Annotated in this window: 21 protein-coding genes; 1 reads left to right on the forward strand and 20 read right to left on the reverse strand. The window is 41.5% G+C overall.

The features are described 5' to 3' along the window. Positions 1 to 2: 2 nt before the first annotated feature. From yqfD to rpsU, 8 genes are all read right to left on the reverse strand, one after another. Positions 3 to 1,193, reverse strand: coding sequence for a sporulation protein YqfD (gene yqfD, locus ACN6NB_RS11500; protein ID WP_047202324.1), 1,191 nt, complete (start codon positions 1,191 to 1,193; stop codon positions 3 to 5). Between the two features lie 18 nt (positions 1,194 to 1,211). Further along, complete coding sequence (gene yqfC / locus ACN6NB_RS11505; protein WP_012010618.1) at positions 1,212 to 1,493, reverse strand: sporulation protein YqfC; 282 nt, start codon at positions 1,491 to 1,493, stop codon at positions 1,212 to 1,214. Between the two features lie 234 nt (positions 1,494 to 1,727). After that, a complete protein-coding gene (locus ACN6NB_RS11510; RefSeq protein ID WP_144491400.1) occupies positions 1,728 to 2,777 on the reverse strand; it encodes an RES family NAD+ phosphorylase in 1,050 nt (349 codons plus the stop codon). A gap of 58 nt (positions 2,778 to 2,835) precedes the next feature. After that, complete coding sequence (locus tag ACN6NB_RS11515; protein ID WP_144491399.1) at positions 2,836 to 3,321, reverse strand: hypothetical protein; 486 nt, start codon at positions 3,319 to 3,321, stop codon at positions 2,836 to 2,838. Between the two features lie 31 nt (positions 3,322 to 3,352). Next, positions 3,353 to 4,345: a flotillin-like protein FloA gene (floA, locus tag ACN6NB_RS11520; protein WP_024423026.1), complete on the reverse strand. Its 993-nt coding sequence runs from the start codon at positions 4,343 to 4,345 to the stop codon at positions 3,353 to 3,355. A gap of 27 nt (positions 4,346 to 4,372) precedes the next feature. Then, positions 4,373 to 5,686, reverse strand: a complete 1,314-nt coding sequence (locus tag ACN6NB_RS11525; protein ID WP_144491398.1) for an NfeD family protein — start codon at positions 5,684 to 5,686, stop codon at positions 4,373 to 4,375. 141 nt (positions 5,687 to 5,827) lie between these two features. Then, positions 5,828 to 6,277, reverse strand: coding sequence for a GatB/YqeY domain-containing protein (locus tag ACN6NB_RS11530; protein ID WP_041086254.1), 450 nt, complete (start codon positions 6,275 to 6,277; stop codon positions 5,828 to 5,830). Between the two features lie 14 nt (positions 6,278 to 6,291). Beyond that, the gene (gene rpsU / locus ACN6NB_RS11535; protein ID WP_003152957.1) at positions 6,292 to 6,465 is read right to left on the reverse strand and encodes a 30S ribosomal protein S21; all 174 of its coding nucleotides are present in this window, start codon (positions 6,463 to 6,465) and stop codon (positions 6,292 to 6,294) included. Between the two features lie 182 nt (positions 6,466 to 6,647). Here rpsU and ACN6NB_RS11540 point away from each other — a divergent pair, with 182 nt between their 5' ends. After that, entirely contained in the window at positions 6,648 to 7,577 is a 930-nt protein-coding gene (locus ACN6NB_RS11540) for a Na/Pi symporter (protein ID WP_144491397.1), read from the forward strand. 41 nt (positions 7,578 to 7,618) lie between these two features. Here ACN6NB_RS11540 and mtaB read toward each other — a convergent pair whose 3' ends face one another. From mtaB to gpr, 12 genes are all read right to left on the reverse strand, one after another. Beyond that, positions 7,619 to 8,977 (reverse strand): tRNA (N(6)-L-threonylcarbamoyladenosine(37)-C(2))-methylthiotransferase MtaB, encoded by a 1,359-nt coding sequence (gene mtaB / locus ACN6NB_RS11545; RefSeq protein ID WP_474253395.1) that lies wholly within the window; start codon positions 8,975 to 8,977, stop codon positions 7,619 to 7,621. Further along, positions 8,977 to 9,747, reverse strand: coding sequence for a 16S rRNA (uracil(1498)-N(3))-methyltransferase (locus tag ACN6NB_RS11550; RefSeq protein WP_024427953.1), 771 nt, complete (start codon positions 9,745 to 9,747; stop codon positions 8,977 to 8,979). Before ACN6NB_RS11550 ends, mtaB begins: the two co-directional genes overlap by 1 nt. A 23-nt stretch (positions 9,748 to 9,770) precedes the next feature. After that, on the reverse strand, positions 9,771 to 10,706 hold the full coding sequence (gene prmA / locus ACN6NB_RS11555) for a 50S ribosomal protein L11 methyltransferase (protein ID WP_024423032.1): 936 nt from the start codon (positions 10,704 to 10,706) through the stop codon (positions 9,771 to 9,773). Positions 10,707 to 10,728: 22 nt separating this feature from the next. Next, on the reverse strand, positions 10,729 to 11,862 hold the full coding sequence (gene dnaJ, locus ACN6NB_RS11560) for a molecular chaperone DnaJ (protein WP_024427952.1): 1,134 nt from the start codon (positions 11,860 to 11,862) through the stop codon (positions 10,729 to 10,731). 165 nt (positions 11,863 to 12,027) lie between these two features. Beyond that, entirely contained in the window at positions 12,028 to 13,866 is a 1,839-nt protein-coding gene (gene dnaK / locus ACN6NB_RS11565) for a molecular chaperone DnaK (protein ID WP_048238923.1), read from the reverse strand. Positions 13,867 to 13,890: 24 nt separating this feature from the next. Continuing rightward, positions 13,891 to 14,448, reverse strand: a complete 558-nt coding sequence (gene grpE, locus ACN6NB_RS11570; protein WP_144491396.1) for a nucleotide exchange factor GrpE — start codon at positions 14,446 to 14,448, stop codon at positions 13,891 to 13,893. Between the two features lie 63 nt (positions 14,449 to 14,511). Then, on the reverse strand, positions 14,512 to 15,543 hold the full coding sequence (hrcA, locus tag ACN6NB_RS11575; RefSeq protein ID WP_003217350.1) for a heat-inducible transcriptional repressor HrcA: 1,032 nt from the start codon (positions 15,541 to 15,543) through the stop codon (positions 14,512 to 14,514). A gap of 81 nt (positions 15,544 to 15,624) precedes the next feature. Beyond that, positions 15,625 to 16,764 carry a radical SAM family heme chaperone HemW gene (gene hemW / locus ACN6NB_RS11580; RefSeq protein ID WP_059374594.1) on the reverse strand — a complete coding sequence of 380 codons (1,140 nt, stop codon included), beginning with the start codon at positions 16,762 to 16,764 and terminating at the stop codon, positions 15,625 to 15,627. 114 nt (positions 16,765 to 16,878) lie between these two features. Further along, entirely contained in the window at positions 16,879 to 18,717 is a 1,839-nt protein-coding gene (gene lepA, locus ACN6NB_RS11585; protein WP_024423038.1) for a translation elongation factor 4, read from the reverse strand. A gap of 141 nt (positions 18,718 to 18,858) precedes the next feature. Further along, positions 18,859 to 19,191: a YqxA family protein gene (locus ACN6NB_RS11590; RefSeq protein ID WP_058839057.1), complete on the reverse strand. Its 333-nt coding sequence runs from the start codon at positions 19,189 to 19,191 to the stop codon at positions 18,859 to 18,861. A 13-nt stretch (positions 19,192 to 19,204) separates the two neighbouring features. Beyond that, the gene (locus ACN6NB_RS11595; protein ID WP_058839056.1) at positions 19,205 to 20,413 is read right to left on the reverse strand and encodes a stage II sporulation protein P; all 1,209 of its coding nucleotides are present in this window, start codon (positions 20,411 to 20,413) and stop codon (positions 19,205 to 19,207) included. A gap of 66 nt (positions 20,414 to 20,479) precedes the next feature. Further along, positions 20,480 to 21,595: a GPR endopeptidase gene (gene gpr / locus ACN6NB_RS11600; RefSeq protein WP_047201920.1), complete on the reverse strand. Its 1,116-nt coding sequence runs from the start codon at positions 21,593 to 21,595 to the stop codon at positions 20,480 to 20,482. Between the last annotated feature and the right edge of the window lie 80 nt (positions 21,596 to 21,675).

Below are 21,675 nucleotides of genomic sequence, written 5' to 3' on the forward strand. Positions count from 1 at the left end.
CTCTAGTCTCCCTGAACAATAGGTGTTGGTTGAACAATATCTTCTATTACTTGGTAAAGGATGATTAACTTAACTTTACCATTCCCTGTTGTCTCGTGCAAAACTTTTTCACTTTTCACCTCTCCTGTTTGACCTAGCTTCTCTTCTAATTCTTTTTTACCCATTTTAATCCCTGCTTGAACCGCTTCTTTATTTGTGTATTCTCGATTTATTTTCTCACTTTCACGTGTGATTTCCTTTTCATAAGAGAATGGGAGCTGCATGTTTAAGAAATGAAGCGGATGAACTTCTGTTTCTGTTTTTGGCTGCTTGAAATCATCCTTTTTAAAAGAAAAGCCCCAAAATGGCAGTGAGCCTCCAAATGCGGAGAGCTTGTGCTTTGTCTTCATTTTACCCGTAAAGACGTCAAAAGATGTTCGAAGAGGGACAGAAACTTCAGAACGATACCACGTTTCACCATAGATTTTCGCTTTGGCTCCTACCGTTTTCTGCTGATCTTCGCTGCCAATGAGTCCAGAGACAAGCATCTGTCCTTTCTTTACATGTTCATCAACCGCGGCGAGCGGCTCCCCTTTTTCTACATACATTCTCGTGATGACAGCCTTTTTCTTGGCGACGATATGCTGAGGACTCGTGTATTTTTCTTTTTCGGGTTCATTTTTTTCCACAACTTTCATTTGAAAGGTTGTGCCGTTTAGTTCAACGCCTACCCATGTGATGCTTTGAATATTGGTTGTCAGGGATTTTTGAATTTTTTCAGGTGTTCCCATTAGAAACTGAAAACGTCCTTTTTGCACCCCAATGTCGTCTAAATGCTTTCTCATTTGATGTTCAGTTTCTGGATTGGCTCCTTTAATATCAATTTTCCATACCATGTTTGAAAGAGCCAATATCGTCACTAGAAAGCATACAATCCCAAGGGTAAATCCGATATTCTTCCTTGACCAAAGGAGTAGAAACGGAAAGCCCTTCTTTTGATGAAATGAACATGTCACGTCATGATGTCTGCGTACTTTTCTGAAGGCATGTACATCTGATAGGCGAATAAATAAGCGCACGCTGTCTTGACGGCGGCTCACTTGAAACATTGTGATCCCCTGCCTCGTGCACTCATTGATGAGCCGCTCAATGCCGCTTCCTTTGATCTCCACTTCCACTCTGCCAATAAAATAGCCGAACCATTTATTCTTCACGCTTCTCCCCTCCGTCAGTTAAGAATCAATATAACGGACCTCATCGATTTTCCCTTCCAATAAAATCTCTTCTGGCAAAATCGTTTTAATCACAAAATCTTTCCCTGAAATAATGCATTGTCCCTGTTTGAGCATCAGCCTTACCTCTTGATCACTGAAAAGCAGAAGCCCTTTATGGTTCTCTATGTAAATGTGGAGTCTGCCAACCATCGTAATACGGGGAAGATCCATCATCACGTCTGGAGGGATTTCAAGTGTTCTTGTCAGCCATGCTTTAAGTCGATTTTTTCTTTTTCCCATTCAATAAGAACCCCTTCCCACCTCATGTGTATGAGATCAAACTGAAAGATGGTGAGACTGATGAGAAAGCCTCTATATCATCCTATTCCTCAGGGATTCATATCATGCTAATGAATCCGTAAAAGAGCCAGTGGATGATCATGTATTTAAGAAGTGCTCTTAATGATGAAGAAGTACGAATAATAAAAAATAAAAAAGCCTCATGAAGAGACTTTATAAATGGAGTTAAGAGTGCTACTCAACTACTGTATAATCATCTGTTTTGAAAAAATCATACTTAATATTGTGAACCTTATAAATATCTGTTTTGACAATATCTATACACTCTTGACTAAATAAAACTACGTTTAATCCATCACTTAAAGAACTATTAAAAACCATGCCTTCATAACCAACAGATTTTATAATTTCAGTAATAAATTGAGTTGGTATATACTCCAAATATGATTCATCTGGAGAGATTGGTTTAGACATTTCATTACTAAGATTTTTAAAGAAAGCAATTTCACTCATAGCAGTTTCAATTTGCTCAGAATTAATAACCTTAAACAAACTCATTTGAGAAGAATAAGAGAAGTCCATACTTAAAATATTATCCCTTAATTTAAAATCACCAATCGTAACTTTTGCCCCACACCACGGTCTCACTTCTGCTATAGCTGTCGCTTTTTTATTTGCTAAATAAAGGTAGCGTATACCATCAGGATTTGCTCTGCCCATCCTCACCATATCTGGAGGTGGCATCCCCATATCAGATAAGTTAGCATCAAATGGAATGGAGACATTTTTATCGCCACTGCCTATTCTAGCTCGATAAAAAATCTCACCCTTTTCTAAAATTTTTGAGTTCTTACTTTTTTCCGTAAATAAGGTCTCAATTTCTAGTGGAAGTCTATTGATAAATCGTTGCTCATGTTTAATGATTTCTCTAAATTCATGCCATTTTCTAATCAAATGTTCAAAATCATGTCTAATCAAATAATACTGTTCCACATCCATTTCATAATTAGCGCATAGTCTTTTAATAAGGACATCATCGAATTTGTATTCAAATAGCCCCCATTCAATACTTAATATATAAAAAAGATCATTACTTCTTCTATTCGGATGAATCCCATAAATATTTTTTAAAAATTTAAATAATTTAGTGAATATTTCATTATCTAAATAAATGCACTTTGTATCTTTCATCTGGCAAAAATCACAATTGCTTAAGAATCCATTAGAAGTTATATAATTTTTAAATTGCTTGTCAACAAAGCAATTAGAACAACACTTATCCATAATTCCGTCCTTTCTTATATCATTAAAAAACGGTATGAATATATCATACCGTTTTTCTTTATCGTTTCATCGTTCTGTGCGGTTTTTTCGCGCGCGGCTCTCCAAATACTTCTCCAAGGATCATTCCTTGAACAATTGTATCTTGGTTCAGCTTCTCAATGATTTTTGGCCTCACTTCAGCAGATGCAGCCTTTGGCCTTGTCAGCTCTCTTTCAAGCGATTGAAACTCTTTGTTCAACTCGTTTTTTCTTTCTTCCATTTCGGCAAGTGTAGCCGTATAGCGATCTTGTAAGGACTGAGAAGTTTTTTTCTTCATCCCGCCATGATCATGTACATCACCGAAATCGTCCAGCTGATCCGTCACGACTGGATCTGGACTTGTTTGCTTTGTTTGTTTTTGGGGCACCGTCTTACGCTGAGGAGCGGGCTTCTTTTGCTGATTCTGCTCTTCGTTCTCCTCTTGTTTGCCGATCTTCCCAAAGACGGCAGAGATGATACCGATGATAATTGCAATTAGTAGCGGATTTTCAAATAGAATGTCCAATGGGCTCCCTCCTTAAAGCGTGAGAGGATGCTTATTTGTTTTCATTATCAGATGGACCTTTTGTCATTTTACCAAATGAATCTCTCATATCCGTATCAGCATCGATATTTTTAATGTTCATGTAGTCCATGACACCAATATTGCCTTCACGTAATGCTTCAGCCATTGCAAGTGGTACTTCAGCCTCTGCTTCTACAACTTTCGCGCGCATTTCTTCAACTTTCGCACGCATCTCTTGCTCTTGTGCAACAGCCATTGCGCGGCGTTCTTCTGCTTTCGCCTGTGCAATGTTTTTGTCTGCTTCTGCTTGGTCTGTTTGCAGAATCGCCCCGATGTTTTTACCGATATCCACATCTGCGATATCAATCGAAAGAATTTCAAATGCAGTACCTGAATCTAATCCTTTACCAAGAACCGTTTGAGAAATCATATCAGGATTCTCAAGAACCTTTTTATGATTATCTGATGAACCGATTGTCGAGACAATCCCTTCACCTACACGGGCAATAATTGTTTCTTCCCCTGCACCACCGACAAGACGGTCGATGTTTGCACGAACTGTAATACGTGCTTTTGCTTTGACTTCAATCCCGTCCATCGCGACACCAGAGATAAATGGTGTTTCAATGACTTTAGGGTTTACACTCATTTGAACTGCTTCTAGTACATCACGTCCTGCTAGGTCGATGGCTGCACAGCGGGCAAAGTTCAATTCGATATTCGCGCGTTGAGCTGCAATTAATGCGTTCACAACTCTGTCCACGTTACCACCTGCAAGATAGTGACTCTCCAGCTGGTTAATCGTCACATCAAGACCTGCTTTATGTGCTTTGATGAGCGGGTTGACCACTCGGTTTGGAATGACTCGGCGCAGTCTCATTCCTACAAGTGTAAAAATGCTCACTTTTACGCCAGCCGCTAGGGCAGAAATCCACAGCATCACCGGTACAAAGGTGAAAAAGATCGAAAGAACAATCAAACCTGCTGCGATAATCACAAATAATAGTAAAGTAGATGGATCCATTTTATTCCTCCTCTAAAATCAGTATATCTATACTTTCCTCACGACAATGCGTGAGCCTTCCGCTTTCACAATTTTTACTTGTTCATCCTTATCGATAAATGCACCTTCTGACACAACATCAATGCGCTCATCTCGAAATACGATCGTACCAGATGGACGAAGTGCAGTTGCTGTCACTGCGATTTGTCCAACAAGATCTTCTCTTGTTTCATTTGAGACATAACCGCTTTCCTTATTGGTTGAATCGGTTAAAACGAACTTTTTAAAGAATTTCATACGTTTCCCCAACACCTTTGTCAATAAAATAACTGCTATGATTGAAACAGCAGTGGCAATCAAGATGGAAATCGCCATTTCTGTAAAGCTTCCAGCTGCTAAAAATAAGCTGACAACGACACAGATCAGTCCAATGACACCTACGATTCCCCCTGGCAAAAACAATTCCAAAATGATGAGTGCAATCCCTGCTAAAAACAGGAACAACGTCTCATATCCTGCAAAACCTGCCACGAGATGACCATAAAAGAATAGAAGAAGCGCTGTCACTCCCATGGTGCCCGGAACCCCAAAGCCAGGAGAATAGAGCTCAACAATTAACCCTAAACTTGCAATAGATAAAAGGATCGGAATGACAATTGGGTGAGTAAGAAAACGCGCAACCTTTTCAGCAAAGCTCACTTCATCGTATTGAACAGAAGCGTCTGTTAATTTCAGCTTCTGAAGCAAGTCATCCATATTTTTTGCTTCACCTTCTGCATACCCGAATTGAAGCGCCCGGTCTGTGTTAAAGGTGAGCAATTCCCCTTTTGGTGCACCGGCTTCTTTTGCGTCTATATCTACATCCGCCATGGCAAGAGCATACTTTGGATCACGCCCCTGCTTTTCGGCAGCATCACTCATTTCAGCAAGCCATAGAGATTCAGATTTTTGATCGGCAGCATTGCCTTCTCCATCAATGATCGCAGCAGCCCCCATCTTTCCATTCGGGGTCATATAAATTTGATCGGCATTTAGCGCGATGAAGGCCCCGGCTGAAAGCGCTCTATGATTGACAAACGCTGACACTGGGATATCGGAAGCGCGAATGGTATCTGCGATCTCAAGCGCTGCATCGACTGCACCACCCGGTGTATTGATGTCGAGAATAATATGCTTCGCCCGCTCCGATTTTGCCTGCTCAAACGATCGTTCAATGAATTTAGAAAGTCCTTTTTCTACTGTATCTTCAATTGGGATAACATGAACTTTCTGATCTGCTGATTTCGCGGTCAATTGAACCCCTAATAACAAGCATATTATAAAACAACTGAAGAGAGCAATAGAAATTTTTATTTTTTTCATCTATTTGGTGATCCCTCCTCTCTTTCTTCCATTTTACTGTTCCTTTACATACGTTACAAATGTATCATAGGTTTCATTTTTATATGACAGAATCATGAGGTCATAAAAAAAGTACCCTTCTAACAATAGAAGGATACTTTTTTATTGAGACAGCTGCTCGCTGACAAGTCTGTTAATGACAGCTCCATCAGCTTTACCTTTTACTTTTGGCATAATAGCGCTCATCACTTTACCCATGTCAGCCTTTGAGGAAGCACCTGTTTCAGCGATCGTTTCTTTCACGATCGTTTGCAGTTCTTCTTCAGAAAGCTGTTCAGGTAAATAAACGTCTAAGATGTCAATCTCTTTTTGAACTTTATCTACTAAATCTAAGCGATTAGCTTTCGAAAATTCATGGAGGGAGTCTTTACGTTGCTTAATCTCGCGGGAAAGGACGGTTAGTTCCTCATCGCCGGTCAAACTGTCTTTCTTAAGCTTAATTGCTTCATTTTGCAGCGAAGCCTTTACCATACGAATGACAACAAGCTTGTCTTTCTCACGGTTTTTCATCATAAGCTTCATATCAGAATTTAATTGCTCAAGAAGACTCATAAAATCCACCCTCTTTAGAATTTACGTTTTCTAGCAGCTTCAGACTTTTTCTTGCGCTTTACGCTAGGCTTTTCATAAAATTCACGCTTTCTTGCTTCTTGCAATGTTCCAGTTTTGGATACACTGCGTTTAAAGCGACGAAGAGCATCTTCAAGCGATTCGTTTTTTCTAACGACCGTTTTTGACATTCTCTTTCCCTCCCTCCGAATACACCAATCGACTGCATTAAAAAAAGATATACATGCAAAACATGTACCTAGACATTATAATATAAGCCTTGTGTGAGGTCAACTAAGTGATTTGGAAATATATTTTCGTCATGAGCAGGTAGACAAGTCCATATATTCATTGATAAGAGGAGGACTTTTCTATGATGGCGATCATTTATTTTTGTGCACTTATTTTCATTTTTTTATGGTCAATGGGCTTGCTGAGAAAAGGATTAATGGCGCTTGCGTCGTCTCGTATTGAGAAATCACTTCTTCTCTTTACAGATCACCCGGTCAAAGCATTCTTGGTCAGCATTGTGTTTACAGGGGTTCTACAAAGCAGTTCGGCATTTATGGTCATCGTCATCGGCTTTGTCAGTACTGGCATTCTCACTTTTAAAAAATCGATCCCAATGATTCTTGGAACCAATATCGGCTCCACGTTTACGACAGAATTTATCGCCATTAAAATGGACTTGTTCATGTGGGTTTTGATCATAGCCGGTCTTGTATTTATCCTTTTTGGCAGGACATCTTTTAGACATGCAGGAAAAAGTTTATTTGGGCTCGGGATGATCTTTTTTTGCATACAAGGCTTTTCAAAAATTGCAGGGATGATGACAAGCCAGCCTGAGACATTGCGTTTTCTTGAAATGATGCAGCATTCAGACTGGACAGCGCTGCTTTCAGGTACCATTTTCACAGCGATTGTTCATTCGAGCTCCGTCTGTATCGGCATTTTAATGGGATTTATGAATGAGGGAACTGTGGCACTTCAGGAAGGCATCAGCTTTGTGTTGGGTTCCAATATTGGGACATGTATTACGGCTGTGATGGCTGCGATATCTGGCGGCTACGCAGCACGTCAAACGGCTTATGCACACGTCGTGTTTAATGTGCTCGGTGTTCTTTTATGCCTCCCGTTTCTCTCCCTGATCACAGAGGTTGTCGCCCTTCTCGCAAGCTCACCCGCCCAGCAGATTGCGCATTTCAGCCTGCTGTTTAATGTGGCAAGCTCTCTCCTCTTCTTGCCGTTCATACGCCCTTTTCACGCATTGATCTTGTGTCTCATGCCGAATCAGTCAAAATAAAAGAAACCGGCTTGCCCTTTTGGCTGCCGGTTTTTTATCTATTATGAGGTCATTCTCACTTTGTCTGGCTGCACATCATCGCTGATGCGAACGAATTGTCCTTCGTTATAAGGATAGCCCGCTTTCGTAATTTTCACTTTGACCAGACGGCCGATCATGTCCTCTGTTCCTTCAAAAACAACCTTCATATAGTTATCGGTATAACCAACATAAAGATTGTGGTTTCCTTCTTGTTCTTTGAAGGATTCTTCCGGAATAATTTCTAGCACATCCCCCTCATATGCAGATGCATACTCTTTCGCAAGCTGGTCAGAAAGAGCGATCAAACGGTGAACACGTTCGTTTTTCACATTTTCATCCACTTGATCTTCCATTCTTGCAGCCGGCGTACCTGTACGTTTGCTGTAAGGGAAGACGTGCAGCTCAGAGAATTGATGGTCTTTGACAAAATTGTACGTTTCCAAGAACTCTTCTTCTGTTTCCCCAGGGAATCCTACGATTACATCAGAGGTGACAGCAAGTCCTGGCAATGCTTTTTTCAGCTTTGTTAAACGCTCTGCAAAGAATTCCATCGTATATTTACGGCGCATTCTTTTTAGCACAGTATTTGAGCCAGATTGAAGCGGGATGTGTAAGTGTCTGACAATTTTATCTGACTGATCAAGCACTTCAATCACTTCATCTGTAATTTGACTAGCTTCAATAGATGAAATACGGATTCGTTTTAAGCCAATAACACGTTCATCTAATGCTCTCAGAAGCTTCGCAAAGTTATAATCCTTTAAGTCTTCTCCGTATCCGCCTGTGTGAATACCTGTAAGCACAATTTCTTTATAGCCTGCATCAACAAGCTGCTGCGCTTGATTGATAACTTCTTCTGGATCGCGAGAACGAAGAAGTCCGCGTGCCCAAGGAATAATGCAGAATGTACAGAAGTTGTTACAGCCTTCTTGGATTTTTAATGAAGCGCGCGTTCTGTCTGTAAAGGCAGGAACATCAAGTTCTTCAAACACACGTGCTTTCATGATATTGCCTACCCCGTTGATCGGCTGTCTTTCTCTGCGGTATTCTTCTATATAATCTAGTAATTTATGTCTGTCCTGTGTTCCAACCACAATATCAACACCAGGAATCGCCATGATTTCTGCTGGAGATGTTTGCGCATAGCAGCCAGTTACACAAATGACACCATCCGGGTTATGACGAATGGCTCTTCTAATGACTTGGCGGCTTTTCTTATCGCCTGTATTCGTGACCGTACATGTATTAATGACATATACGTCTGCTTTTGATTCATACTCTTTTCTTTCATAGCCAGCTTCTTTAAACAGCTGCCAGATCGCCTCTGTTTCATAGTGGTTGACCTTACAGCCAAGTGTATGGAACGCTACTGTTCCCATCATGATTCACCTCTTAATAACTCTGTTTGATAAGATATAGCGGAAAGCGCGTATAAAGGAGCGGTTTCCGTTCTTAAAATGCGTGGTCCGAGCCCGCAAATGACTGCACCAAGCGTTTCAAGCTCTTCAATCTCCTTTTCTGCCAAACCGCCTTCAGGGCCAAAAACCACTAGCAAGGTTTGTCCGCCTTTCATCTGTTGAAGCACAGTTTGAAAACGGCTTTGCTCTCCTTCTTTCGATGATTCTTCGTATGCAACGACACATTTATCGAATTCACCAGCTAATTGCGTCAGCTCTTTAAACGTTGATACTGAATAAACACGCGGAATGATATTCCGGTAGGACTGCTCTGCTGCTTCTTTCGCGATTTTCTCCCAGCGCTCTCGTTTTTTATGTGACTTTTTTTGGTCTAGCTTTGTAATAGAACGAGCCGCTTGAAATGGGATAAAAGCACTTGCGCCAAGCTCTGTGCCTTTTTGGATAATGAGCTCAAGCTTATCTCCTTTTGGAAGACCGCTTGCGATCGTCACCCGAATCGGAAGTTCTCTGTCCTGATTTGTCCAGCTTTCAAGGTGACAAATCACTTCTTCCTTTGTTATTGTATCAATTTTACTGAGCGCTTCAAAGCCGTCTGTTGTTAAACAAAGGATTTCCTGCCCTGCTTTCATCCGCATGACATTGGAAAGATGATGTACATCTTCACCTTTTATAACGATTGCTCCCTTTAACGTCACTTCTTCTTTCGTGAGGTCGATAAAATATCGTTGCATACGTGTCCTGACACCTACTCGCTTTATTTTTTCGCTATAATGCTGACCCAATCTTCCATTGACAGCACTTCAACAATATCAAAACCTGCTTCTTCTAATGCTGTTTTGACTTGTAATTTCTTTTGTCCAATGATGCCTGATGTAATGAAATAGCCATCTTTCTTCAATAGGTCATAGGCTTGATCTGTAAAGCGCAAAATTACTTCTGCCAGAATGTTGGCGACAATCACATCACGCTCACCTGAAATCCCATCAAGCAAGTTGTTTTGTTTGACCGTCACTTGGTCACTTACACCATTTAGTTCGATGTTTTGCTTCGCACTTTCTACCGCAACGGTGTCGAGATCAAAGGCTTGAATGTCTTTTGCACCAAGCATCGCTGCTGCCACACTTAAAATCCCAGAGCCTGTTCCAACATCAATCACCGTATCGTTTTCCTTTACATAGCGCTCAAGCGCCTGAATACAAAGGACGGTTGTGGGATGCGTACCTGTTCCAAATGCCATTCCAGGGTCCATTTCAATAATCAGTTCATCAGAATGAACCGGTGTATATTCTTCCCACGTTGGAACGATGGTGAATTTTTCAGAAATTTTCACAGGATGATAGTATTTCTTCCATGCGGTGGCCCATTCTTCTTCATTTACTTCACAAATTGACAGTGTATTGCGTCCAAGGTCAATATCGTATAGAAGAAGATTGTTGATGGCTTCTTTGATCTCATCTACCGTTTCCATCAAAAAGCTGTTCATTGGAAGATAGGCTTTGACAATGACACCTTCATCCGGATAGTCATTCGGATCGAGCTGGTAGATCTCACCGTATACATTTTCACGTTCCTTGACTAAATCAAGCGGGTCCTCAATCACGACACCACTTGCACCTGCTTCATGCAAAATATTGGTGATCGGTTCCACCGCTTCATTTGTTGTATGGACGCTAATTTCTGACCACTTCAATACTACCAACTCCTTATCCGTCTTACTCGCCTTTAAATGCGCGTTTTACCTTATCGAAAAAGCTCATTTCTTGTTCGTCCGGTTTATTTCCGCTCACTTCAGCAAATTTTCTAATGATATCTTTTTGATTGTCTGTTAAATTTGTCGGTGTGACGACACGTACAACGATATGCTGATCGCCTTGGCCGTAGCCGCGTACATTTTTCACACCTTTTCCTTTAAGTCTAAACTTCGTACCAGTTTGAGTGCCAGCAGGAACTTTTAATTTTACTTTTCCGTGTAATGTTGGCACTTCAATTTCGTCACCTAATGCAGCTTGGGCAAAGGTGAGCGGCATCTCGCAGTAAATGTCATCTCCATCACGTTCGAAGAATTCATGCGCACGCACATGGAATACAACGAATAGATCGCCTGGAGGTCCTCCATTTACACCTGGTTCACCTTGACCAGATACTCTGAGCTGCTGACCATCATCAACACCTGCAGGGATTGTCACGTTAATTTTCTTACGCTTACGCACTTTGCCAGATCCGCCGCATGTTGAACATTTATGATCAATTTGTTTCCCTGTTCCGCTACAGTAGTTACATACTCTGCGGTTGACCACTTTACCAAATGGAGTTGACTGTTCAACATTTAATTGACCAGAACCTCCGCAATGTGAACAAGTTTTCGCCTGCGTACCAGGCTTTGCACCTGATCCATGACATGTTTCACAAGATTCTTCACGAGGGATTTCAATCGTTGCTTCTTTTCCAAATGCCGCTTCTTCGAATGAAAGCGTCATTGTATATTGCAGGTCCGCTCCTTGGCGTGGTGCATTTGGATCTCTTCTTCTCGCTCCGCCGCCAAAAATACTAGAGAAGATGTCATCAAAGCCGCCGAAGCCGCCAAAGTCTCCTCCTCCACCAAAACCGCCACCGCCAAAGCCTTGGTTTGGATCGGTATGACCGAACTGGTCATAATGCGAACGTTTTTGATCATCAGAAAGGGTTTCATAGGCTTCTTTTACTTCTTTGAATTTCTCATCTGAGCCAGCTTCTTTATTAATATCAGGGTGATACTTTTTTGAAAGCTTGCGGTATGCCTTTTTGATTTCGTCCTTTGAGGCGCTCTTACTTACGCCAAGCACTTCATAGTAATCACGCTTACTCATCTCTTCACACTCCCGATTTTCTCACATAAATACGATTGTATCATTTTGATTTAACTTTTTTCAATTCCTTTCATCGTTGAAAAGAAAAAAAGTCAAAGCCAAGAGATCCTGACTTTGACTTTCTGACGAGTACGTTTCAGCAGTCTTTTTCAAAAGTAAAGGTGATTATTTTTTCTCTTGATCGTCGTTTACTTCTTCGTATTCTGCATCCACTACATTGTCATCTGCTTTTTGAGCACCTTCAGCGCCTTCTTGCTGAGCTTGTGCTTGTTTTGCAGCTTCTTCATAGAGCTTTGTCGTTAATTCTTGAACGATTGTTTGCAGCTCATCTTTTTTCGCTTTGATGTCTTCAAACTCGCCTTTTTCGATCGCAGCTTTTAGTGCATCTTTCGCGTCGTTTGCTTTTTTCACTTGCTCTTCATCGATTTTGCCTTCTAGATCTTTTAATGTTTTTTCAGTTGTAAACACTAATTGATCTGCTTCGTTGCGCACTTCGATTTCTTCTTTTTTCTTCGCATCTGCTTCAGCATTTTCTTCTGCTTCTTTAACCATTTTTTCGATCTCATCATCAGAAAGACCTGAAGAAGATTTGATTGTGATGTTTTGCTCTTTGCCTGTACCCATATCTTTCGCACGTACGTTGACAATACCGTTTTTATCGATATCAAATGATACTTCAATTTGTGGTACGCCGCGTGGTGCTGGCGGGATATCAGTCAATTGGAAGCGGCCTAATGTTTTGTTATCTGCAGCCATTGGGCGCTCACCTTGCAAGACATGGATATCTACAGCTGTTTGGTTGTCAGCAGCCGTTGAGAATACTTGAGATTTACTTGTTGGAATTGTTGTATTACGTTCAATCAGCTTCGTGAATACGCCGCCCATTGTTTCAATTCCTAAAGAAAGTGGTGTTACGTCAAGAAGAACAACGTCTTTGACATCTCCTGTGATGACTCCGCCTTGAATCGCTGCACCAAGTGCAACTACTTCATCAGGGTTTACACCTTTATGAGGCTCTTTGCCTGTTTCTTTTTTGATTGCTTCTTGTACTGCAGGAATACGAGTTGATCCACCAACAAGGATGACTTTATCAATCTCGCTAGCAGATAAACCAGCATCTTTCAGTGATTGACGTACAGGTGTCATTGTACGCTCTACAAGATCTGCAGAAAGCTCTTCGAATTTAGCACGCGTTAACGTTAATTCAAGGTGAAGAGGTCCTGCTTCTCCAGCTGTGATAAATGGCAGTGAAATTTGTGTAGAAGATACACCTGAAAGATCTTTTTTCGCTTTTTCAGCCGCATCTTTTAAACGCTGAAGCGCCATTTTATCTTTAGAAAGATCAATGCCATTTTCTTTTTTGAATTCAGCCACTAGGTGATCAATGATGACTTGGTCAAAATCGTCTCCACCTAGACGGTTGTCCCCAGCAGTTGAGCGCACTTCAAAGACGCCGTCTCCAAGTTCAAGAACTGACACGTCAAATGTACCGCCGCCAAGGTCGTATACAAGGATCGTTTGATCTTCATCTGTTTTATCTAAACCATACGCAAGTGCAGCTGCTGTTGGTTCGTTGATGATACGTTCCACTTCAAGACCGGCAATTTTACCAGCATCTTTTGTTGCTTGACGTTCTGCATCGTTGAAGTAAGCAGGAACAGTGATAACTGCTTTTGTTACTTCTTCGCCAAGATAGCCTTCAGCGTAAGATTTAAGGTGTTGAAGAATGATTGCAGAGATTTCCTGCGGTGTATAGTTCTTGCCTTCAACTTCTACTTTATAATCTGTACCCATATGTCTTTTAACAGACATGATCGTGTTTGGGTTTGTAATTGATTGACGTTTTGCTACTTCACCCACTTGGCGCTCTCCGTTTTTAAAAGCGACAACAGATGGTGTTGTACGTGCTCCTTCAGCGTTTGCAATGACTTTTGGCTCGCCGCCTTCAAGTACTGCAACACATGAGTTTGTTGTTCCTAAGTCAATCCCAATGATTTTACTCATATTCGATGACCTCCCATTATGTAGTTATTGATTTACTTTTACCATTGATGGACGAATAACTCGATCTTTGAGTTTATAGCCCTTTTGCAATTCTTCTACAACGATATTTGAATCATAATTTTCATCTTCAACTTGCATGACGGCTTGATGAAGGTTTGGATCGAACTCTTTGCCGACAGCTTCAATTGGTTCAACGCCTTCATTTTTCAACGCTTCTACCAGCTGGCGGTAAACCATTTGCATTCCTTCTAACAAACTTTTCGTCTGCTCATTGTCTGGATCAATTCCAAGCGCTCTTTCAAAGTTATCAAGAGCTGGGAGAAGATCACTGACAACATGTTGAGAACGATATTTTTGCACGGTCTCCACTTCAGTTCGAGCACGGCGTTTATAGTTTTCAAAATCTGCTTGAACACGCAGAATTTTGTTTTCTTTTTCATCTAGAAGCTGTTGCAATTCATCGATTTTTTCTTGGAAGGCAGACTGTTCATCATGTGTTACTTCCTCATTATTTGCTTGAACTGCTTCTTCTTGTGCTTCAACCTCTGCTTCTTGCTCAGGTGTCTGTTTTTCTTCTGACATTGTGTTCACCTCCCTCAAAAGATTCAAAAATACGAAGGGGCTGTGCCCCTATCTTTTATCACCCTACTCATCATACAAATTGGAAAGTGCGTTTGACAAGTCTTTTGATACATGATGCAAGAGACTGACAACCCTGCCATAATCCATACGGGTTGGACCGATGACAGCAATGGAGCCGAGTGATTTTTGATCAATCGAATAAGTGGCTGTGATTAAGCTGCAATTCTCCATCGCTTCCAAATTGTTTTCTGAACCGATTTTAATGGTGATTCCTTGCTGATTTGGATGAAACAGCTGCATGACATCATTCTTTTGCTCAATAAGCATCATGAGTGAACGAATGCGGTCAATGTCATGAAACTCTGGCTGATTCAACATATTAATCTTCCCGCCAAAGAAAAGTTTTGATTCATTTTGAGTCGATGTAAATGTATTGCCGAGCGCATCTAAAATATGATCATAATCTTTTAAATGCGTGCGAAGAAGCATCACAACTTCTTTATACATTCTGTCCTTCAGCTGATCCATCGGGACTCCGGCTAGGCGGCTGTTTAAAATATTCATCAGCTTCTCAATATCGGAGACATCGAGATGCTCAGAGAAGGTAATGGTTTTGTTTTCAACATGTCCGCTGTCTGTAATCATAATTGCCACTGCTTTGTTCGGCTGAACAGGGACAAGCTGAATTTGCTTTAATCGATTTTCACTTAGCTTTGGACCAAGCACAATCGATGTATAGTTTGTGAGATCTGATAAAATTTCCGCCGATTTTTGAACTGTCTTTTCCAGCTCAAAAATTTTCTCCTGAAAGGCCGACTGGATGAGCACAAGCTCTTTAGACGACAGTTTTCGCGGAGAGAGCAAATGATCTACATAATAACGATATCCTTTTTCGGAAGGAATTCTTCCTGATGAAGAATGGGTCTTTTCAATAAAACCAAGTTCCTCCAAATCAGCCATTTCGTTTCTAATCGTCGCAGAGCTGAATGTAATGTCTTCTTTTTTAGAAAGAGTCCTTGATCCAACTGGCTGCGCCGAACGAATAAAGTCATTAATGATGACTTGCAGAATCAAAAGCTGACGATTTGTTAACATCATCATCACCCCTGTTAGCACTCTCTTTCAACGAGTGCTAATTGTATAAACAAAATTACCAAACTCAAATTAAAATGTCAATTATAACTCACCGAGAAACGCTTGAAATACTTCATTCCCTAACAATTTTCCTTTTCTTGTTAAACGGATCCCAATGTCATCTTTTACAATGAGGCCTTTTTCTTCTAATTCTTCAAGAACAGTGGGAAAAAGTGCTTCTGGTGCAGTACCATATTTTGCTTGGAAATCAGCACTTTTCACTCCTTCGATCTTTCGAAGACCTAAAAACATTTCTTCTTCTATTTGCTCTGCTTTTGTGACCTCATGTGTTTCCTTATACGGGAACCCTGTTTGGTCAATCAGCTCCAAATAATGTTTCACCGGCCCTGCGTTCACATTTCGGACGCCATCTACATACCCGTGTGCGCCTGCACCAAAACCGAAGTAATCTTCATTGCTCCAATAGGTCAGGTTATGCTGGCTTTCAAAGCCAGGTTTAGCGTAATTGCTAATTTCGTACTGCTTTAATCCATGGCGCTCCATTTCATCCATCACAAGCTCATACATTTCAGCCTCACGTTCTTGCGGCGGTAAATGAAGTTTTCCTTTTTGCATTAAGTTGTAAAAAACGGTTTTCGGCTCGACGATGAGTGAGTAAACCGAATAATGCTCTGCACCCAGCGAGAAAGCCGTCTCAAGTGAATTCATCACATGATGCTTTTCTTGATGCGGCAAGCCAAACATGAGATCGAGGCTAATATTGTCAAATCCAACCGCTCGAGCTCGCTCAAAGGACGTAAGGACATCCTTTTTTTGATGAACTCGTCCGATTTTTTTGAGCAAATCGTCTTCAAAAGTTTGAACACCAAAACTCAGCCGATTGACACCGGCTTCTTTTAACACATGCAGCTTCTCGAGTGATAATTCATCTGGGTTCGCTTCCACTGCAAATTCAATCAGGTTTTTTGTCGGCTTTAATACACGGTGAATGCTGTTCATGAGCTTGTCTAGCTGGCTGACAGTCAGTGATGTCGGGGTTCCCCCGCCAATAAAAATCGTCTTGAGTTCCTGCTCGCCCTTTTGTTCGATCGTATGCTGCATCTCTTTTTCAAGAGCCGCTAAGTATTCATCGACTGGCTGCGTTTTAATGAAAAATTTATTGAAATCACAATAGTGGCAAATGTGCTCACAAAATGGAATGTGAATGTATGCTGCTTTCATTTGATGACACCTTCTTTACAGGTAAAGAGCCGCAGTTTATCGCTGCGGCGCCTTTGTTTGTTATCGACTATAAACGTCAAGGCGAACATTGTAAAGCAAGCAGCCTTGAGGATGTTATTTTTTCGGTGTGCTGTCATCCATCTTCAGCACGGCCATAAATGCTTCTTGCGGGACTTCAACAGAGCCCACTTGCTTCATGCGCTTTTTCCCTTCTTTTTGCTTCTCAAGAAGCTTTCTTTTCCGGGAAATGTCTCCACCATAACATTTGGCAAGTACGTTTTTACGCATCGCTTTAATGGTGGAACGAGCAACGATTTTTTGACCGATTGCTGCTTGAACTGGCACTTCAAAGTGCTGGCGTGGAATCAGTTCTTTTAGCTTTTCTACAATGATCTTGCCTCGTTCATATGCATAATCGCGGTGAACAATAAAGGAAAGGGCATCGATTTTTTCGCCATTCAGCATGATATCCATCTTCACCAGCGTCGATGGACGATAGCCAATCAGCTCATAATCAAAGGACGCGTAGCCTTTTGTGTTAGACTTTAGCTGATCAAAGAATTCGTATACGATCTCTGCCAAAGGAATTTCGTACACAATGCTCACACGGTTCGCATCAAGATACTGCATATCGATGAAATTTCCGCGCTTTCCTTGGCAAAGCTCCATCACAGAGCCTACATAATCGTTCGGCACCATCATTGTTGCTTTTACATATGGTTCTTCAATTCGCTCAATCTTTTGCGGATCAGGCAGATTGGACGGGTTATCTACGACGATTTTTTCTCCATCTGTCATATATACATCATAAATAACACTTGGCGCTGTCGTAATCAGATCAATTTTAAATTCACGTTCAATCCGTTCTTGGATGATTTCCATATGAAGCATTCCAAGGAAGCCGCAGCGGAAACCGAAGCCAAGTGCTTGGGATGTCTCTGCCTCATATTGAAGTGAAGAATCATTTAATTCAAGCTTTTCTAACGCTTCACGTAAGTCGTTGTATTTCGCTGTATCAATCGGATAAAGTCCGCAGTATACCATTGGGTTTAGCTTTCTGTATCCTGGCAGCGCTTCTTTCGCAGGGTTTTCCGCACTTGTGATCGTATCCCCTACACGTGTATCACCGACATTTTTAATCGCAGCGGTTAAGTAGCCAACATCTCCAACTGTGAGTTCATCTGTTGGCATGGCTTTTGGTGTGAATACGCCGACTTCAAGAACTTCAAATTCTTTCCCCGTCGCCATCATTTTAATTTTCTGACCAGGTCTGACGGTTCCTTCAACAATTCGTATGTACGCAATAACGCCGCGATACGCATCGTAAAGAGAATCAAAAATAAGGGCTTGAAGTGGTGCTTCTGGATCTCCAGCAGGTGCTGGCACCTTTTCAACGATTTGTTCTAAAATATCCTCGATTCCAATACCCGCCTTAGCAGAGGTGAGAACAGCTTCAGACGCATCCAACCCGATGACATCTTCAATTTCTTCTCTTACACGCTCAGGCTCTGCACTCGGCAGATCGATTTTATTGATAATCGGAAGAATTTCTAAGTTGTTATCAAGAGCTAAATAAACGTTCGCAAGTGTCTGTGCTTCAATTCCTTGTGCTGCATCTACTACGAGAATCGCACCCTCACAGGCAGCTAGGCTTCGAGATACCTCATAGGTGAAGTCGACATGCCCTGGTGTATCAATCAGGTGCATGATATATTCTTCTCCATCCTTCGCCTTATACTTCAGCTGGACAGAGTTTAGTTTAATCGTTATGCCGCGTTCACGCTCTAAATCCATGGAATCAAGTAATTGTTCTTTCATTTCCCGTTGAGTAATCGCCGCTGTTTTTTCCAAAATACGGTCCGCCAATGTGGATTTCCCATGGTCAATATGGGCGATAATGGAGAAATTTCGAATTCTTGATTGCCGTTCTAATCGTTTTTCTTTATCTGTCACAATCTATCACTCCTACTATAAAACGCGGGTTGCGCTAGGTTAGATTATATCAATAGGGCTGTAAAGATTCAATCGAAATCAAGAAAAGCCGCTTATCGGTCAGCGGCTTTGATTAAAAGGGTGATATCTCATGAAATTCGTTTATTTCCCATTCACCCAATCATAAAGAGAACGGGCTGCATTTGTCATACCATCAGACAGGGCTTTTCCTGCTTTGGAAAAGGCATTAAAGCCTTCTATTTCCTCGAGCTGCTTTTGTTTTTCGGCAAGATCCTTTTCTGTAACAGCCGTTCCTAAGATAGAAGCTTCCTTTTCTTCATCGTCGTTCATTTGAATGGAGAAAGCTCCTTTTAATTGCGGATCATGGTAGCCCTTCATTTGCAGCATGCCATTATTCGCTTGCTGCATTCCTAAAAAGACACCAAACAGCAAGACCAATCCTAAAATAATGGTTTTTCCAATAAATGAGCCCATACCCGTCACCACCTTAAGAGCGTTTTTTCTCACCCTTTGCTTTGCCATCCACCTTTTCCGCGTCCCAGAAAATGTCGCTGAATACATCAGCTGCTGCATTGGATGCATTTCTTAATTCTTCCATATTATTATCTACTCCGCCAAATTCTAAAAGAAGGGCTTTGTCAGATAAATCTTGATTATAGATTCCATTATCGCCAATTTCTCCTTTGGCAAACACGCCGACACTAAGACCTTTATATTTTTTCTCCATCAAATGGTGGAACTCTGTCGCAAGCTTTAAGTTTTTCTCATAGCTTTGATTCTTCTTCCCTACAACAAACGCAATTCTCGCATATTTCTTCCCTTTGATTTCGACAGTCGTATCTTTCTTTCTTCTTGAGTCCCGGTGAATATCAATTAAATAATCGAGGTCATCATTTTTCGCTAAGGCTTCTTTCACGACCAATCTTGATTCATTATAAGACTGCGGATACTTTAATCCTTTTTTCACGAGTCTTTTTTCAATTTCCGTTTTGTCGACTGTATTGCCGATTCCTTGCTGATCAAGTGCCTTTCCAAACATGTCGCCGACAAGGGTAACATTCACTTTTGAGTGCCGTGCATTATTTGGGTTCGTTTCTCCTTTTAAAAATGGTAAATATGATTCCGTATTATGTGTGTGATAAATGTACACAGCTTTTCGTTTTCCTGTTGACCGGTCCGGTTCTTTGGCAGGCTTTTTCGGCCCATCTTCATCGAGCTTGTCCAGTTCAGCTAAATTTGCTTCTTTTTCATCTTGGATCACTTCACTCGGAGGCGGCGATTCCATTGGCATGTTGGTATAGTCTGTGCCTTCACCCGCTAAGATGATTTTTGTATCAAAATGTTCAAAGCCTGGAAGTTCTCTTCCTAGAAAACTGCGCGGGTCTTCTAAATTAATACTGGTTGCAAGCTTCAGTGACAGCCCAGAGAAATGAAATCCTTTTTGAGCTTCTGGAACTGCTGAGGCGAAATATTGGTTTTCCATGCCCATTAATGTGGCAAAAAATGCGCCAGAGAGCTCATCTGCTACACCATATAACGAGGCTTGCGGCCTCAGCTCAGGTTTTAAAGATGTTAAAGCCCCTGACATCACAAACACCACAACAAGAGCGGCAATAAATAAGAAAATACTTTTGACTACTTTCGTTCCATTAATCGCAACGACCAACTGTCGAGGACGGCGGGGTCTTTTTTTCATGATTTACTCCCTCCAGCACGCTTTCTAGTAATTACACTATGAGCGAGCTAGAGAAAGTAGAACCGATTAATGATTATATGAACCCTTGTTATCTTGAGTGATTTTTTGATGAAGCGCTGTGTTTAATCCGTTGGCAAGTACGTTTGCCATATCATCAATGAATGTATCGACTTCTTTAGGCGTGACCATTAAATTTTGTCCGAGCGGCGCAAGCACTTCATGGATTAGCTGCCTTTTCTCTTCTTCTGGAAGGGTTCCTACGATGCCTAAGAATGATTGACGTGTTTCCTCATCTGGCAAGTCTTCTTCGTTAAGCACTTTTTTCTTCCCGAATGTCAAACCAGCCGGCACAAGAGAGCGGGATGGTCTATCATCTTTTAGTTCTCTACCAAAATGCTTTAAGACATAATCAATTGTGTCACTAGCAATCGTTACTGCATCCACCACTGTCGGAACGCCAATTGCAATTACTGGGATGCCCAATGTTTCTTTACTTAATTCTTTTCGCTTATTCCCTACACCAGAACCGGGATGGATACCTGTATCAGAAATTTGAATGGTTGTATTCACTCGTTCCACCGCACGAGCAGCAAGGGCGTCGACAGCAATGACAAAATCAGGTTTAGACCGCTCAATCACACCTTGGATAATGTCACTTGTTTCAATACCGGTCAGTCCCATCACACCTGGTGACAAAGAGGAAACTGGGCGATAGCCTTCCTGAACATTTTCCGGCTGTAATTCAAAGAGATGACGGGTCACAAGCAGGTTTTCGACTGTGAGAGGACCTAGTGCATCTGGTGTGACATTCCAGTTTCCCAGTCCTACTACAAGGCAGCTCGCATCTGCCTGAATGCCTCTGTCTTTTAAAAACTGAGCAAAATGACGGGCAAAGACTTGGACGACTTTTTCTTGCATCTCAGAGTCTTTCTCCCGAATGCCTTGCGCTTCAAACGTCAAGTATGTCCCTGCCTTTTTGCCGGTCAGCTCCTCCCCTTCTTTCGTGATTTCTACAGTACGGATGCGGATGCCTTGCTCATCTTTTTCTTTTTCGACGATCCCTTGGATCCCGTCCTTTTTGACGACATTCGGATCGTTCTCTTGTTCTAGTATCTCTTTTGTTTCAACAGCGAGGTCTGTCCGGATTTGATAAACGCTTAAATCGAGCTTCTGTTTCTCCATAAAAAGACTCCTTCCACCAAGTAATTAACAGTAGTCTTTCCATCTCTTGAAAGAAACATTCGAGCACGTCATCAATGAAA

The organism is Bacillus sp. 11B20 (genome assembly GCF_056098985.1).